This is a genomic window from Amnibacterium soli (assembly GCF_039544415.1).
Taxonomy (GTDB): Bacteria; Actinomycetota; Actinomycetes; order Actinomycetales; family Microbacteriaceae; genus Amnibacterium; species Amnibacterium soli.
On sequence record NZ_BAABLP010000009.1, the window covers coordinates 113,819 to 128,776 of the forward strand.

Consider the following 14,958-nt stretch of genomic DNA (forward strand, 5'->3'; position numbering starts at 1 on the left):
ATCCGGCTCTCAGTAGCTGTAGGGGTGCGGGCTCCAGTCGGGCTCGCGCTTCTCGAGGAACGCGTCCCGCCCCTCCTGCGCCTCGTCGGTGCCGTAGGCGAGCCGGGTCGCCTCGCCGGCGAACACCTGCTGACCGACCATGCCGTCGTCGACCGCGTTGAACGCGAACTTCAGCATCCGGATCGCGGTCGGGCTCTTGCCGAGGATCTCGCGGGCCCACTCGACGCCCGTGGACTCGAGCTCGGCGTGCGGCACCACGGCGTTCACGGCGCCCAGCTCGTAGGCGCGCTGCGCGGAGTACTCGCGGGCGAGGAAGAACACCTCGCGGGCGGCCTTCTGCCCGATCTGGCGGGCGAAGTAGGCGCTGCCGTAGCCGCCGTCGAACGAGCCGACGTCCGCGTCGGTCTGCTTGAACCTGCCGTGCTCCGCCGAGGCGATGGTGAGGTCGCAGACGACGTGGAGGGAGTGCCCGCCGCCGGCCGCCCAACCCGGGACCAGGGCGATGACCACCTTGGGCATGAAGCGGATGAGGCGCTGCACCTCGAGGATGTGCAGGCGGCCGCCGGTCGGCGCCTGCTCGTCGCCCTCGTAGCGGTATCCGTCGCGACCGCGGATGCGCTGATCGCCGCCGGAGCAGAACGCCCAGCCGCCGTCCTTCGCGCTCGGGCCGTTGCCCGTGAGCAGCACGACGCCGATCCGCGGGTCGGTCCGCGCGTCCTCGAGCGCCCGGTACAGCTCGTCGACCGTCTTCGGGCGGAACGCGTTGCGCACCTCCGGCCGGTCGAACGCGATCCGCGCGATGCGGCCGTCCACGCTGCGGTGGGCCGTGACGTCGGTGAACTCGCGGGCGACGTCCGAGACGACCCACGCCTCGGGGTCGAACAGTTCCGAGACGGGCATGCTCGAACAGTACGGCGGCAGAATGTGCCGGTGCTGCCCGACCTCGACGACGTGCTCGGCTCGCTCCGGGTCGTCGCGCTCCCGCTCGTCACCCGCTTCCGCGGCATCACCGTGCGGGAGGCGGCGCTGTTCGAGGGGCCGGAGGGGTGGACGGAGTTCGCGCCGTTCGCGGAGTACGACGACGCCGAGGCGGCCCGCTGGCTCGCCGCGGGGATCGCGTTCGGCTGGAGCCCGACGCCCGTCCTGCACCGCACCTCCGTGCGGGTGAACGCCACCGTGCCGGCGCTGCCCGCCGCGGAGGTGCCGGGCGTGCTGGCCCGCTTCCCCGGCTGCCGCACCGCGAAGGTGAAGGTCGCCGAGCCGGGCTCGACGCTCGCGGACGACGTCGCGCGGGTGCGGGCGGTGCGGGAGGCGCTGGGCCCGGAGGGACGCGTCCGCATCGACGCGAACGCCGCCTGGAACGTCGACGAGGCCGAGCACGCGCTGCGAGCGCTGTCGCCGATGGACCTGGAGTACGTCGAGCAGCCCTGCGCGAGCGTCGAGGAGCTGGCGGAGCTGCGGGCGCGCATCGAGGACCTCGGGATCCCGATCGCGGCCGACGAGTCGATCCGCCGCGCCACCGATCCGGACGCCGCGGCGGCCGTCGTCGATGTCGTGATCGTGAAGGCGGCGCCGCTCGGCGGCATCGGTGCGGCGACCGAGCTGGTGCGGCGGCTCGGCCGGCCCGCCGTCGTCTCCTCCGCGCTCGACACCTCCGTCGGGCTCGCCATGGGCGCCCACCTCGCGGCCGCGCTGCCCGAGCTGCCCTACGACTGCGGCCTCGGCACCGCCGCGCTGCTGGCGGCGGACGTGGTCGACGAGCCGCTGCGCCCGGTCGACGGCGCGATCCCGGTGCGCCGGGTCGCGCCGTCCGCGGCGCTGCTCGATCGATGGGCGGCCGACGCCGACCGCACGGCCTGGTGGACGGACCGGGTCCGCCGCTGCCACGCCCTCCTGCACTGACGCGCGGGCGGGCGCGCCCGGCTCGATCCGGACGTCCGCTCCGGCCCGCGGCGGGCCGGATCCGCCCGCCGCACCGGGCGTCAGGTCGCGTGCACCGATCAGCGATCGGTGAGCGCTCGAGCGGCTACTGGCCCGTGGGGAGGCCGCTGTAGGAGTGGAGGCCGTGGAAGAAGACGTTCACGACGCCGAAGTTGAACAGGATGCAGGCGTAGCCGATCAGGTTCAGCCAGGCCGAACCGGTGCCGCGCCAGCCGAGCGTCGCCCGGGCGTGGAGGTAGCCGGCGTAGACGACCCAGATGATGAACGTCCACACCTCCTTGGTGTCCCAGCCCCAGTAGCGACCCCAGGCGTGGTTCGCCCAGATCGCGCCGGCGATGAGCGTGAAGGTCCAGAGGATGAACCCGACGACGCTGATCCGGTAGGCGAGGTTCTCGAGCCGCTCGGCGTCGGGGATCGTCGCCAGCAGCTTCATCCGCTCGGGCCGGCCGGACTCCGCGCGGCGGCTGCGGCGCACCTGCAGCAGCTGCACGGCGGACAGCGCGCCGGCGAGGGTGAAGAAGCCGGTGCCGAGCATCGCCACGAGCACGTGCAGCACGAGCCAGTACGACTGCAGCGCGGGCGGCAGCGGCGAGACCGCGACGTGGAAGCTCACGGTCGAGATGCCGAGCAGCAGCACGACGAGGCCGGTGATCGGGGCGCCGAGGAACCGGAGGTCGAGCCGGGTCTGCGCGACGAGGAAGACGACGACCATGATGAGCGTGCCGGTCATCGCGAACTCGTACATGTTCGCCCACGGGACGCGGCCGGCGGCGGTGCCGCGGAGCACCGCGGCGCTCGCGTGCAGGGCGGCGCCGATCAGCGTCAGCGCGATGCCCGTGCGGGCGGCCGGGCGGCGCGAGCGGGTCGGGGCCGCCGGGGGCGCGGGCGGCGCCTCGAGCAGGGCCGTGCCGCCGCGGGACGACCCGACGACGGCGTCCTGCCGACGGACGAGGTCGACCTGGGCCTGCGACTCGGCGGACCGGCGGGCGAGGTCGAGCGCGAACGCGATGAAGGCGATCGCGTACACGACGATCGCCGAGATCAGGAGGAGCTCGGAGATCTGATCGAGCGGATTCACCACGACACCAGCCTAAATCGGGGAAGGGGACCCCGCTGCGGCGCAGCGGGGTCGGTCAGGTGGCGTCCACCCGACGGAGGCGTCGTCATCGGACGGCCGCCGGTTCGCGAGCGGCCGCGGGCAGCTGCGCGTGGTGGTTCCGCTCCAGCTCGCTGACCGCGCGCACCAGGTTCGGGTCGTCGCCGCGGGCGAGGCCCGCGTACTCGACGAGCACGTCGTCCCCCTCCTGCCGCACCTTGATCCACATGCGCCGGCGCGGCACGAGGAGCGAGGTGATGAGCCCGAGCACCGCGAGCCCGACGAACAGGGCGACGAGGCCCTGCGAGGGGTCGTGGTGGATGTCGAACGCGGCGTACCGGTCGACGCCGTTGAGCGTGACCGACCCGAGGCCGTCGGGCAGCGTCCTCGTCTCGCCGATCTTCAGCTGCAACGGGTTCTTGATGCCCATCACCTGCTTCATGCCGGTGGTGTCGAGCTCGTAGACGTTCTTCGGGGTGCCGGCGTCGAGGCCGACGTCGCCCTCGAACACCTGCATCGACAGCAGCGTCTGGCTCCTCCCGACGCTCGGGAAGATGGAGGTGAACGAGCCGTCGGTGCGCTCGGCGGCGGTCGGGTAGAGGAACCCGACCATGCCGATCTGCTTCTTCGGGTTCCCCGTGTCGGGGGCCTTCACGACGCCGAGCGAGGTCATCGTCGTGCCCTCGGTCGGCCGGAACGGCACCGCGCCCTGGAACGCGATCGAGCCGTCCGTGTTGCGCACCGTGATGTCGGGGGCGTAGCCGTTGCCGAGCAGGTACACGCTCGTGCCCGCGATCTCGAGCGGGTCGTTGACCTTGATGACGTGCTGCTCGGGCTTCCCGTTCGGCAGCAGCGTCGTGACGTGGGCGGTGTAGTCGAGGGGCTGCCCGAGCGCCGCGACGTTCTGCTGCTCGTACTTCACGTCGAGCCGGTCGAGCCGCAGCGAGTACGGCGCGAGCGAGTCGTCGCTGAAGAAGCGGCCGGGGTTGAGGGAGTCGTACGAGGTCTGCAGGTTCACGAACGTCTGGCCGGCGGGCAGGATCTTCTGGCCCGTGTAGGTGAAGCCGCCGCCGACGAAGACGGCGAGCAGCACGCCGACCAGGGCGCTGTGGAACAGCAGGTTGCCGCTCTCGCGCAGGTAGCCGCGCTCGGCCGAGACGCTATCGCCGTACCGCGCCGTGCGGTACCGGGCGGACCGCAGCACCCGCTCGGCCGCGTCCATCGCCTGCGCGACCGTCACGCCGGGCAGCACGGCGGATGAGGAGGCGGGCAGCTGCGTGAACCGCGACGGGGTGCGCGGCGGCGCCTTGCGCAGCGCCTTCCAGTGGTGCTTCAGCCGCGGGACGACGCAGCCGATCAGTGAGATGAACAGCAGCAGGTAGATCGCGGAGAACCAGAACGACGTGTAGACGTCGAAGCCCTGCAGCGCGTCGACGACCTTCGACAGCCCCGGGTTCGCCTGCTGGTACTGGATGACGCCGTTCGGGTCGCTCGAGTGCTGCGGGATCAGCGAGCCGGGCACCGCGGCCACGGCGAGGGCGAGCAGCAGCAGCAGCGCGGTGCGCATGCTCGTGAGCGTCCGCCAGCCCCAGCGCACCCACTCGAGGGCGCCGAGGCGCGGGTTCACGACGGGCGCGTCGTCGGCGAAGCTGTTCTGGGCGTCAGAGGGGCGAGACATAGCCGCCCAACGAGGACTGGAGGGCGCCGATCGCGAGGCCCCACACGCCGGTGATCATCAGCAGACCGACGACGACGAGCAGCGCGCCGCCCGCGAGGTTGATGCCGCGCACGTGGCGCCGCAGCACCGCGACCGCGCCGGTCGCCCAGCCGAAGCCGATGGCGAGCAGGACGAACGGCAGCCCGAGGCCGACGGAGTAGCAGACGGCGAGCGCCGCCGCGGTGCCCACCGAGCCGGTGGAGAGCGCGAGCGTCTGGATGACGCCGAGCATCGGGCCGAGGCAGGGGGTCCAGCCGACCGCGAAGACCGCGCCGAGCAGCGGGGCGCCCACCAGCCCGGCTCGAGGCCGCCACTCGGGTGCCAGCCGCCGCTGCAGCGGCCCGAGGCCGCCGATGAAGACGACGCCGAGCAGCACGACGAGCACGCCGGCGATCCGGGTGATGAGGTCCTGCCAGCGGATCAGGAAGTACCCGGCCGCGCCGAAGACGACGAACGTCAGCACGAAGACGAGCGAGAAGCCGAGCACGAACAGCGCGGCGCCGAGCACGACGCGGCTGCGCGCCCGCTCCCCGGTGCGGTCGACGCCGCCGACGAACCCGAGGTACCCGGGCACGAGCGGCAGCACGCACGGCGACGCGAAGGACAGGGCGCCCGCCGCGAGGGCGACGGGTGCGCCGAGCAGCAGCCCGCCGGAGAGGGTCACGCGGCGTTCCCGTCCACGGCGTCCTGGATCAGGGTGTCGAGGATCGACTTGTTCGCCAGCCCCACGATGCGGGCGGTGACGCGGCCCTTCCGGTCGAGCACGAGCGTCGACGGCACCGCCTTCGGAGGTTTGCTCGACGCGAAGGCGAGCTGCACGGAGGCGTTGCCCTCCTGGTCGACGATGCTCGGGTACGTGCTCCTGTAGGTGCGCTCGAAGCCCGCCGCCGTGGCGCGGTCGTCGGTGACGTTCACCCCGACGAACTGCACGTCGCCCGCGTACTTCGTGGCGAGGGAGTTGAGGGTCGGCGCCTCCGCCCGGCACGGCGGGCAGCCCGCGTACCAGAAGTTCACGACGACGACCTTGCCCAGGTACCGCTTCGACGAGAAGTCGGTGCCCGAGATGGTCTTCCCCGAGAAGGTCACCGGCTGCGTGGTCGGCCGGTCCCACTGGGCCACGGCGCCGTCGCCGTTCACGAAGCCCTGGTCGGCGGTCGTGTCCTGCGCGCCGGTCTCGGTGCAGCCCGTGAGCAGCAGCAGGGCGGCGAGCGCGGGGGCGAGCAGGCGGACGCTGCGCATCAGGTGGCTCCCTGGTCGACGGCCCCGATGCGCAGCGCGCCCGCGGGGTCCTCGTAACCGGTCTCGACGACGCGCCCCTGGCGGATCGCGAAGGTGGTGACGGAGGAGAGGGCGCAGCGGCGACGACGCGGGTCGTGCGCGAGCGGAGCGCCGATGACGCTGCGGTGCACCATCCAGATCGGCAGCTGGTGGCTGACGATCACGACGTCGTGGGCCGGGTCCCCGGCGCGGAGCGCCTCCAGGACCGCGAGCCGCATCCGGTCGCGCACGTCGACGAACGCCTCGCCCCAGGAGGGCCGGAGGGGGTTGCGGAACAGCGCGAGCTCGCGCGGGTCCCTGCGCACGCTCTCGCGCACGTTCCGGCCGGCGAAGCGGTTGCCCGCCTCGATCACGCGCTCGTCGGGCTCGATCGGGAGACCGAAGGTGTCGGCGATCGGCTGGGCCGACTGCTGAGTGCGCAGCAGGGGCGACGCGATCAGCCGGTGCACCGGCTTGTCGGCCAGCCAGTCGGCGGTCGCCGCCGCCATCGCCCGCCCGCGCTCCGAGAGGCGGAAGTCGGGGAGTCGCTCGTAGACCACCGCGGCGGGGTTGTGCACCTCGCCGTGGCGGACGAGATGCAGGGCTCGGGCGACCACCCACGCAGTGTAGAGAGCGCAGCGGCACCCAAGTGCCACACGCCGTAGAAAAAGCGCGCGGAAGCCCGGATCCGCGGGGGAACGGGGCCGGTTAGGCTCTCCGACCGTGACAGAGCGCCTCCTCATCTCCGAGCTCGCCGCCCGCGAGGACGGCCCCGTCGCCGTCGCCGGCTGGGTCGAGACGGTCCGCGATCAGAAGAAGGTGCAGTTCCTCGTCCTGCGCGACGAGACCGGCGCGGTGCAGCTGGTGCGTCCGCGCCCCGAGGGCGACGACGAGATCTCGCTCGCGATCTCCGGCGTCTCGCTCGGCAGCTTCGTGCGCGTCGAGGGGCAGCTGAAGCACGACGAGCGCGTGAAGCTCGGCGGCATCGAGGTCCGCGTCGAGGCGTTCGACGTCGTCGCGGCGAGCGACCCCGAGCAGCCGATCGCGGCCGACTCCTCCATCGACAAGCGGCTCGACCACCGCTTCCTCGACCTGCGCAACCCCGCGAACGCGCTGATCTTCAAGATCCAGACGACGTTCGAGCACGCGCTGCGCACCTGGTGGGTCGAGCACGGCTACATCGAGATCCACACGCCGAAGCTGATGAACAGCCCGTCGGAGTCACGGGCCGAGCTGTTCCAGGTGCCGTACTTCGAGACGACCGCCTACCTGGCGCAGAGCCCGCAGCACTTCAAGCAGATGGCGCAGGCCGCCGGCTTCGGCAAGATCTTCGAGATCGCCGACGCCTTCCGAGCCGACCCCTCCTTCACCGCGCGGCACGCGACCGAGTTCACGAGCGTCGACGCCGAGATCAGCTGGATCGACTCCCACGAGGACGTCATGGCGATGCACGAGTCCGTGCTCGTCGCCGGCTTCCAGGCGGTCGCGGACAAGCACGGCGACGAGATCGAGCGGCTCCTCGGCTTCCGCGTCGAGGTGCCGACCGTGCCGTTCCCCCGCATCCCGCTGGCCGACGCCCTGCGCATCGTCGCCGAGCGCGGCTACGTGGTGCCCCGCGCCGACGGCGACCTCGACCCCGAGGGCGAGCGCCGCATCTCCGCCTACGTGAAGGAGGAGTTCGGTCACGACTTCGTGTTCGTCACGGACTACGCGACCGGGATCCGGCCCTTCTACCACATGCGTCACGCCGACGACCCGGCGCTCACGAACAGCTACGACCTCGTCTACCGGGGCACGGAGATCTCGACGGGGGCTCAGCGCGAGCACCGCATCGACGTGCTGCTCGAGCAGGTCGCGGACAAGGGCCTCGACCCGAAGGAGCTCGAGTCGTACCTCGAGTTCTTCCGCTACGGCGTCCCGCCGCACGGCGGCTTCGGCATGGGCCTCGCGCGCGTGCTGATGCTCATGCTGGAGCGCGCGAGCATCCGCGAGACGACCTACCTGTTCCGGGGACCGAACCGCCTCCTGCCCTAGGCGCTCAGCCAAGACGCCACTTCTGGGCATCGCCCGCCCAGGCTGCGTCCAGGATGATGGCGCGCATGAGCGCCACCTCCGTGCCCGAGCCCCGCGACGACGGGCGGGAGCGGGTCGACCCCGCCGACTCGGAGGGCGCAGCCGACCCGTCTCGAGACGCCCAGGCGCAGGAGGACCGGTCGCGCCCGCTGGACCACGGGCCGCAGACGCGAGGACTCGCGCCGATCTGGGCGGACACGTTCGGACGCGTCGCGCTGCGCAGCCTGCAGATCATCATCGTCGTCGTGCTCGCGGCGGGCGTCGTCTTCGCCGGGATCACGCTCAAGCTCGTCGTGCTGCCCGTCATCATCGCGCTGATCCTCGCGGCGGCGTTCGCCCCGCTGACCGGAGCGCTGAAGCGCCGGCGGGTGCCCGCGCCCATCGCCGCCCTCGTCTCCCTGCTGCTCGGCGTCGGCCTGCTGGTGGGCCTGCTCGCGATCGTGGGCGTGGCGATCGCCTCGCAGCTCGACACCCTCGTCAGCAGCGCGAGCAAGGGCTTCGCGCAGGTGCAGACCTTCCTCTCGAACGGCTCCCTGCCGATCGACACGAAGCAGATCCAGAAGGCCGAGCAGGCGGCGACCGGCTACCTGACCAGCGGCGCGTTCGGCAGCACGGCGCTGTCCGGGCTCTCCGCCGTCGGCAACCTGCTGACCGGGCTGATCCTGCTGATCTTCGTGCTGTTCTTCTTCCTGAAGGACGGCCCGATGATCTGGAACTTCCTGATCCGGCCGTTCGAGGGCGAGCGCCGGGCGCGCGCCGAGCGGATCGGGCGCAACAGCATCCGGGTGCTCGGCGGCTACGTCCGCGGCACGGCCTTCGTCGCTGCGATCGACGCGGTCTTCATCGCGGGCACCTCGCTGGTCGCGGGCATCTCGCTCTGGCCGGCGATCGCCGTGCTGGTCTTCGTGACCGCCTTCATCCCGGTGGTCGGCGCGGTCCTGTCCGGCATCGTCGCGGTGCTGGTCGCCCTGGCGCTCGGCGGCGTGGGCCCGGCGATCGCGGTCGCCATCGCGGTCATCGTCACGCAGCAGGTCGAGGGCAACGTGCTGCAGCCGATCATCATGGGCAGGACGCTGTCGCTGCACCCGCTGGTGATCCTGCTGGCCCTGACCGCCGGCTCGCTGCTCGGCGGCATCGTCGGCGCGATCCTGTCAACCCCCACGGCCAGCGTGCTGTGGAGCGCAGCCAAGGCCTGGCGCGGCCAGGACTTCGACGAGGGCGGCTCGGGGCGGAAGCGGTCCGAGCGGCGGGAGGCGGAACCCGCCTAGCCGGCGGGGCGCTCGACGTCCGCCGCGGCCAGGAGGTCGGCCCGCAGGCGCGCGGCGTCGACGTGCCAGCGGTCGTGCAGCGCCGTGCCGATGAGCACGACCGGGATGTCGTCGTGCCAGCGCACGTCGAGGTCGGGCTCGTCGAGGATCGAGCGGTCCTCCACGGTGACGGCGACGCCGTCCGCGGCCAGGCCGTCCACGACCTCGGCGACGACCGTGCGGGCCTCCTCGCAGAGGTGGCACGCCGGCTTGCCGATGAAGGTGAGGGAGGGGGTCAGCACGCCCCCGAGGCTATCGAGGCCGACGCGTACGCTCGGCCCGTGCCCGACCCGACGACGATGCCCGGCACCCTCGACGACGCCCCCGAGGTGCTCGTGCTGCAGCGGTGCTGCTGGGTCGCGGAGGCGATCGCGAACGACGCGCTCGACATCCCGCCGCTGCACGAGGACCTCGACGGCGTGCGGGGGTGGGTGCGCTCCGCCTGGCTGCTGCGCGACGGCCCGCGACTGATCGGCGGCGTCCGCGCGACGGCGGACGGCGGTGTCTGGCGCATCGGCCGGCTCATGGTCGCGCCCGACCGCCAGGGCGATGGCCTCGGCCGTCGTCTGCTGGCGCACGCCGAGGCGGCGGCCCCGGAGGGGGTCGACCGCTTCGCGCTGTTCACGGGCCTGCGCAGCACGCGGAACCTCGCGCTGTACGAGCGCGCCGGCTACCGGCGGACGGGCGAGGACGCCGCCGTCGTCCACCTCGAGAAGCCGCGTCCGCGGAGCCCGGGAGGGCGGCCCGTAGACTGATCCGGCGATGACCGACGACGCCGCGATGCTCAGCAGACCGCTGCCGGTGGCCGCGTTCTTCGACATCGACAAGACGCTGGTGAACGGCGCGAGCCTGCTGTTCCTCGCCCGCGCGGCCCGATCGCTCGGCATCGTGTCGCTGCGGGACCTGGTCCGGTTCGGGCTGAAGGCGATGTCGTTCCGCCGCCACGGCGAGCGGCTGTCGACGCTCGACGAGGTGCGCGACCGCGGGATGCAGCTGCTCGCCGGGCACCCCGCGGAGCGGCTGCACGCCGTCGCCGAGACGGTCGTCGGCACGATGCAGCCGCGGATCTGGCCGGAGACGCGCGCCCTGCTGCAGGCCCATCTCGACGCCGGCCACGAGGTCTACCTGATCTCGGCGACGCCGGACTTCCTGGCGCAGGAGCTCGCGCGGTCGCTCGGCGCCACCGCGGGCATCGGGAGCGGCCTCGAGATCGTCGACGGGGTCTTCACCGGACGCTTCACGTCCGGCACGATGCACGGGCCGGAGAAGGCGCGCGCCGCGGCGGCGCTGATGCGCGACCGCGGCTTCGACGCGACCGACTGCTACGCGTACAGCGACTCGAGCAACGACCTGCCGCTGCTCTCCGCCGTCGGCACGCCCGTCGCGGTGAACCCGGACGCGGCGCTCGAGCGGCACGCGCGATCCGAGGGATGGCGCGTGCTCACCCTCGAACCCGCGAGCATCCGCGCGGAGCGCAGGCGCGTCCGGGCGGCCTCCCGGTCCGCCTAGCGGCGCCCCACCGGATCAGCGGGCGACATGGACGACCGGGTGGTGCGGCGCAGTGCGCCGCACCGGGTCACTTCTTGTTGCGGCGCTGGTGACGCGTCTTGCGCAGCAGCTTGCGGTGCTTCTTCTTCGCCATCCGCTTGCGGCGCTTCTTGATGACCGAACCCATGAGTTCTCCTTGACGTGATGATGCCGCCGGTGTCCGGCCCCCGCTGACGCGGGCCGATCTGCGGCGCCCCGCGGTGACGAACGCCCCGCGGAGCCGGAACCGCGCCCTCGAGAGGCGCGGAAGAGCCCCGACAGTCTAGAACGACGCGGCGGCGGGCTTCGACGGTCCCGCTCAGGCCGAGCGGGAGACGTCGGCGACGCGGTTCGACATCGCCCCCTGCACGGCCGACTCCGGCACCCGGAACGACCGGCCGAACCGGATCGCCGGCAGGTCGCCGGAGTGCACCAGCCGGTAGACCGTCATGCGGGAGACCCGCATGACGTCGGCGACCTCGGCCACCGTGAGGAAGCGGGCATCGGCGAGACCGGGCACGACGGTCCTCCTGTCCCGCAGCCGGCGCACGACCGCGGGGACCCACGATACGTGCCCCCCGTTCGCGGGTCCAGACCCGATCAGCGGCGCAGGCGGGTGACGATCGAGGCAGCCGTCGAGCCGAGGCGCACGGCGGCGCCGCGGGCTCGCGGCGTCAGCGGATGGTCGGGTGCGAGCCGGGACACCTGCGCGGCGTCGTCGGAGAGGGGCTCGTCCGCGACGACGGCGGGCTTCAGGAACGCGCCGAGCCACTCCGCGACCGGCTCGAGGCTCGTGGGCTCCAGCCGGTAGTACCGGTGCTGGCCCTGCTCGCGCACGCTGACGACGTGGAACTCGCGCAGCGTCTTCAGGTGCTTCGACACGGTCGGCTGGCTCAGGCCGAGCTCGGCGACCAGCTGACCGACGCTCGCCTCGCCGGCGCCGTCGGGCGCCTCGGTCCGGGCGAGCAGCGCGCGCAGCAGCTCGCGCCTGGTGGGATCGGCGATGACGTCGAAGAGGTCCGCCACGGGTTCGAGCGTATGCGCTCCCGACGCGCAGCACCATGCCTCTCGGCGCATGCGACGGACCCCGGCGACGCGGACGTCGGACGCCTACACTCGTCCCCCACTCGGGAGGTGCGGACCATGGGCGGGTCGGAGGCGCAGCAGCGGATCGCGGACGCGGTCGGCCGGGTCGTGAACGTGCGCAGCGTGCCGCTGGTGCGGCTGGCGCACGAGGACGGGACCGAGCGGGCCGTGGTGGTCGTGCGGGTCGGCCTGCCGCCCCTGCTGCCGGTCACCGACGTCGTCACCGTCATCGCCCACGTGCAGCTGACCGTCGCGCGACTCGTGCCGCAGGGCACCGCCGTGCACGTCGAGCCGTCCGTCGCCGCGGATCAGGCCACGCCGACCGAGGCGATCGTCATCCGCGCGATGGAGTGACCTCCGGGGGCCGCGACGGCCGCCGGTCCGCGAAGAAGTCACGCAGCAGCGCGACGCTCTCCTCCGCGCGCACGCCTGCGACGACCTCGACCCCCGTCGCCGGCCGCCGGTCGCGGATCACGTCGAGCACCGAGCCGACCGCGCCGGCCTTCTCGTCCCAGGCGCCGAAGACGAGCCGGCCGATCCGCGAGGACAGCACCGCGCCCGCGCACATCGTGCAGGGCTCGAGCGTGACGACGAGGGTGCAGCCCTCCAGCCGCCAGCCCCCGAGCGCCGCAGCGGCGTCGCGCAGGGCCACGACCTCGGCGTGCGCGAGCGGGTCCCCCTCCGCCTCCCGCAGGTTGTGACCGCGCCCGACCACGCGGCCCTCGGGGTCGAGCACCACCGCACCCACCGGCACGTCGCCTGCGACGGGCGCGAGGGCGGCCTCCGCGAGGGCCTCCCCCATCGCTGCGCGATCCGCGTCCATCCCGCCGCCCCTCTCCCCTGGATACCCTTGCCGCATGCGCGTGCACGTGGCCGACCATCCTCTCGTCACGCACAAGCTGACCGTGCTGCGGGATCGCACCACCCCCTCCCCCACCTTCCGCGCGCTGGCGGAGGAGCTGGTGACGCTGCTCGCCTACGAGGCGACCCGCACCGTGCGCACGACGACCGTGCAGGTCGAGACGCCGGTCGAGTCGACCGAGGGCCTCGCGCTCGCGACGCCGCTGCCGCTCGTCGTGCCGATCCTGCGCGCCGGGCTCGGGATGCTCGAGGGCATGGTCAAGCTCGTGCCGACCGCCGAGGTCGGCTTCCTCGGGATGGTCCGGAACGAGGAGACCCTCGAGCCGACCGTCTACGCGGAGCGCCTGCCCGCCGACCTCGCCGAGCGGCAGTGCTTCGTGCTCGATCCCATGCTCGCGACCGGCGGCAGCCTGCTCGCCGCGATCGAGTACCTCTTCGACCGCGGCGCGCGCGACGTGACCGCCATCTGCCTCATCGCCGCTCCCGAGGGGCTGGCCGCCGTCGAGCGGGCGACGGAGGGCCGCGACGTCACGATCGTGCTCGGCGCGCTCGACGAGCGGCTCGACGAGAAGGGGTACATCGTCCCGGGCCTCGGCGACGCCGGCGACCGCCTCTACGGCACCGTCGCCGACTGACGTCCCGCGGATCCGCACCTCCTCCGCGCATCCGCAGGACGCGGGCGACGCGCCGTGCGGAGCCGGGTCCCCAGCGGCGTGCCGGCGAGGAGCTGCGGCTCGGCGACGCGCTGACCGCGGACGAGTCCGGTTGACACGTCCAGCGGAGCCGGACACAATGCCTGCCATGTCATCCGCTTCGCGCTGCACGACCGCCGTTCCGGCCCGTCAGGCTCCGCAGTCGATGATGCTGTGCGGCGCCTCCAGCCGCCGAATGTGTCGCTGAACCTCCGGTAGACGTCCGCCCGAAGCGCCCTCACCAGGGCTCCGGGCCCCGCGCGCCTCACTGCGCGCTCCTCCCGCAGTTCACGCTCCTCGCCCCGTGTCGCATCCCGGGGCCGCACATCCCAAGGACCCCTCCATGTCGCTCGCGACCGTCTCCACGCTCCCCACCACCGCCGACCGCACCGCCGACCGCCCGCCCCTCCGCGTCGTCCCCGACGGCAGCGAGGTCCGCGGCTTCGCCCTGTACGTCGGCGTCGACGAGGAGAAGGCCCGCGCCGCGGGCATCGACCTGCCGGCCCTCGTCGAGGCGCTGCGCACCCTGGCCGGCGACCTCGTGCCGACGGCCGAGACCTATGCCGCCGTCGCCCTCGCGCCCGCCGGCCTCGGCGGCCGCGACGTCGACATCGTCCGCCGCGCCCTCGCCGACCGCACGCCGGCCGCCGCGCAGCCGACCGCCGCGCCCCGCCGACGCACCGGCCTCACGCTCGACCTCGGCCGCAAGAAGCTGCGGATCGACGGCGAGACCGCCGCCCTCACCTACCGCGAGTTCGAGCTGCTGCAGTTCCTCGTGCTCCGCGAGGGGCGCACCGTCACCCGCGCCGAGATCATCGAGGCCCTCTGGTCCGACGCCGACCACGAGGTGCCGAACGAGCGCACGATCGACGTGCACGTGCGCCGCCTGCGCGCCAAGCTCGGCGACTACGGCGAGGTCGTGCGCACCGTGCGCGGCGGCGGCTACCGCTTCGACCGGCACGCCGACGTCGTCATCCGCTACGGCGAGGGCCCCAGCCCCGACCGCTTCTGAGTTCATCGCCGCGCCGCCGCTGCTGCGGCGCGTCTGCGCTCGCTCGCCGAGGGCGGCTCGACTCGCGAAGGAGTCGGCCGCCGCTGCTGCGGCGCGGCTGCGCCCGCTCGCCGAGGGCGGCTCGACTCGCCACCGGCGGGCTGAACCGCCGTCCGGGTCCGCGACCGGGAGAGCGGAGCGCCGTCGGGATCGCTCGGCGCCGCGACCCCGACGATGCTCGGACCGCATCTCGCGGTTCTCTCAGCGAACTGCAGGTTTCGACACGCCGTCCCCCGTAGCGGACCGTTACCTCACCGTTATACGTTCTTCCCGCGTCGAACGTTTGCTGTGGCGGACGGCGTGTGTGATTGCAGGACACTCTTGGTGCAAGGGATGAGGGCCGGTCGCCG

19 protein-coding genes are annotated in these 14,958 nt (G+C 73.1%); 8 read left to right on the forward strand and 11 right to left on the reverse strand.

Features of this window, described 5'->3' with window-relative positions; translation table 11 throughout:
* Positions 1-9 precede the first annotated feature (9 nt).
* Positions 10-900, reverse strand: a complete 891-nt coding sequence (locus tag ABEA53_RS16160) for a 1,4-dihydroxy-2-naphthoyl-CoA synthase (protein ID WP_345482345.1) — start codon at positions 898-900, stop codon at positions 10-12.
* 30 nt (positions 901-930) lie between these two features.
* Here ABEA53_RS16160 and ABEA53_RS16165 point away from each other — a divergent pair, with 30 nt between their 5' ends.
* Positions 931-1,902 carry an o-succinylbenzoate synthase gene (locus ABEA53_RS16165; protein ID WP_345482346.1) on the forward strand — a complete coding sequence of 324 codons (972 nt, stop codon included), beginning with the start codon at positions 931-933 and terminating at the stop codon, positions 1,900-1,902.
* A 124-nt stretch (positions 1,903-2,026) separates the two neighbouring features.
* On the opposite strand, the gene ccsB is transcribed toward ABEA53_RS16165, so the two are convergent.
* The 5 genes from ccsB to ABEA53_RS16190 all read right to left on the reverse strand — a co-directional run bounded on the left by ccsB (position 2,027) and on the right by ABEA53_RS16190 (position 6,628).
* Positions 2,027-3,022 (reverse strand): c-type cytochrome biogenesis protein CcsB, encoded by a 996-nt coding sequence (gene ccsB, locus ABEA53_RS16170; protein ID WP_345482347.1) that lies wholly within the window; start codon positions 3,020-3,022, stop codon positions 2,027-2,029.
* A gap of 82 nt (positions 3,023-3,104) precedes the next feature.
* Positions 3,105-4,715, reverse strand: coding sequence for a cytochrome c biogenesis protein ResB (resB, locus tag ABEA53_RS16175; protein WP_345482348.1), 1,611 nt, complete (start codon positions 4,713-4,715; stop codon positions 3,105-3,107).
* Positions 4,699-5,418 carry a cytochrome c biogenesis CcdA family protein gene (locus ABEA53_RS16180; RefSeq protein ID WP_345482349.1) on the reverse strand — a complete coding sequence of 240 codons (720 nt, stop codon included), beginning with the start codon at positions 5,416-5,418 and terminating at the stop codon, positions 4,699-4,701. The genes resB and ABEA53_RS16180 overlap by 17 nt, the downstream gene beginning before the upstream one ends.
* Positions 5,415-5,993: a TlpA family protein disulfide reductase gene (locus ABEA53_RS16185; protein WP_345482350.1), complete on the reverse strand. Its 579-nt coding sequence runs from the start codon at positions 5,991-5,993 to the stop codon at positions 5,415-5,417. The genes ABEA53_RS16180 and ABEA53_RS16185 overlap by 4 nt, the downstream gene beginning before the upstream one ends.
* Positions 5,993-6,628, reverse strand: a complete 636-nt coding sequence (locus tag ABEA53_RS16190; RefSeq protein WP_345482351.1) for a histidine phosphatase family protein — start codon at positions 6,626-6,628, stop codon at positions 5,993-5,995. The genes ABEA53_RS16185 and ABEA53_RS16190 overlap by 1 nt, the downstream gene beginning before the upstream one ends.
* A 106-nt stretch (positions 6,629-6,734) precedes the next feature.
* Here ABEA53_RS16190 and aspS point away from each other — a divergent pair, with 106 nt between their 5' ends.
* Together aspS and ABEA53_RS16200 are read left to right on the forward strand one after the other, a co-directional pair.
* Positions 6,735-8,045 (forward strand): aspartate--tRNA(Asn) ligase, encoded by a 1,311-nt coding sequence (aspS, locus tag ABEA53_RS16195; protein WP_345482352.1) that lies wholly within the window; start codon positions 6,735-6,737, stop codon positions 8,043-8,045.
* A gap of 65 nt (positions 8,046-8,110) precedes the next feature.
* Entirely contained in the window at positions 8,111-9,352 is a 1,242-nt protein-coding gene (locus ABEA53_RS16200; protein ID WP_345482353.1) for an AI-2E family transporter, read from the forward strand.
* On the opposite strand, the gene ABEA53_RS16205 is transcribed toward ABEA53_RS16200, so the two are convergent.
* A complete protein-coding gene (locus tag ABEA53_RS16205) occupies positions 9,349-9,633 on the reverse strand; it encodes a glutaredoxin family protein (protein ID WP_345482354.1) in 285 nt (94 codons plus the stop codon). The two genes, ABEA53_RS16200 and ABEA53_RS16205, sit on opposite strands and share 4 nt — an antisense overlap.
* 39 nt (positions 9,634-9,672) lie before the next feature.
* On the opposite strand from ABEA53_RS16205, the gene ABEA53_RS16210 reads away from it, so the two are divergent.
* Together ABEA53_RS16210 and ABEA53_RS16215 are read left to right on the forward strand one after the other, a co-directional pair.
* On the forward strand, positions 9,673-10,146 hold the full coding sequence (locus tag ABEA53_RS16210; protein ID WP_345482355.1) for a GNAT family N-acetyltransferase: 474 nt from the start codon (positions 9,673-9,675) through the stop codon (positions 10,144-10,146).
* Between the two features lie 7 nt (positions 10,147-10,153).
* The gene (locus tag ABEA53_RS16215) at positions 10,154-10,900 is read left to right on the forward strand and encodes an HAD family hydrolase (RefSeq protein ID WP_345482356.1); all 747 of its coding nucleotides are present in this window, start codon (positions 10,154-10,156) and stop codon (positions 10,898-10,900) included.
* 67 nt (positions 10,901-10,967) lie between these two features.
* Here ABEA53_RS16215 and ABEA53_RS16220 read toward each other — a convergent pair whose 3' ends face one another.
* The 3 genes from ABEA53_RS16220 to ABEA53_RS16230 all read right to left on the reverse strand — a co-directional run bounded on the left by ABEA53_RS16220 (position 10,968) and on the right by ABEA53_RS16230 (position 11,944).
* Positions 10,968-11,066, reverse strand: coding sequence for a 30S ribosomal protein bS22 (locus tag ABEA53_RS16220; protein ID WP_003792170.1), 99 nt, complete (start codon positions 11,064-11,066; stop codon positions 10,968-10,970).
* A gap of 171 nt (positions 11,067-11,237) precedes the next feature.
* Entirely contained in the window at positions 11,238-11,438 is a 201-nt protein-coding gene (locus ABEA53_RS16225; protein ID WP_345482357.1) for a helix-turn-helix domain-containing protein, read from the reverse strand.
* 80 nt (positions 11,439-11,518) lie between these two features.
* The gene (locus ABEA53_RS16230) at positions 11,519-11,944 is read right to left on the reverse strand and encodes an ArsR/SmtB family transcription factor (protein ID WP_345482358.1); all 426 of its coding nucleotides are present in this window, start codon (positions 11,942-11,944) and stop codon (positions 11,519-11,521) included.
* A gap of 117 nt (positions 11,945-12,061) precedes the next feature.
* On the opposite strand from ABEA53_RS16230, the gene ABEA53_RS16235 reads away from it, so the two are divergent.
* Positions 12,062-12,358 (forward strand): hypothetical protein, encoded by a 297-nt coding sequence (locus ABEA53_RS16235; RefSeq protein WP_345482359.1) that lies wholly within the window; start codon positions 12,062-12,064, stop codon positions 12,356-12,358.
* Here ABEA53_RS16235 and ABEA53_RS16240 read toward each other — a convergent pair.
* The gene (locus ABEA53_RS16240) at positions 12,339-12,827 is read right to left on the reverse strand and encodes a nucleoside deaminase (protein ID WP_345482360.1); all 489 of its coding nucleotides are present in this window, start codon (positions 12,825-12,827) and stop codon (positions 12,339-12,341) included. The two genes, ABEA53_RS16235 and ABEA53_RS16240, sit on opposite strands and share 20 nt — an antisense overlap.
* A gap of 34 nt (positions 12,828-12,861) precedes the next feature.
* Between ABEA53_RS16240 and upp the strand changes: the two genes are divergently transcribed.
* Together upp and ABEA53_RS16250 are read left to right on the forward strand one after the other, a co-directional pair.
* Entirely contained in the window at positions 12,862-13,500 is a 639-nt protein-coding gene (gene upp, locus ABEA53_RS16245) for a uracil phosphoribosyltransferase (RefSeq protein WP_345482361.1), read from the forward strand.
* A 400-nt stretch (positions 13,501-13,900) separates the two neighbouring features.
* A complete protein-coding gene (locus tag ABEA53_RS16250; protein ID WP_345482362.1) occupies positions 13,901-14,569 on the forward strand; it encodes a winged helix-turn-helix domain-containing protein in 669 nt (222 codons plus the stop codon).
* Positions 14,570-14,958 lie beyond the last annotated feature (389 nt).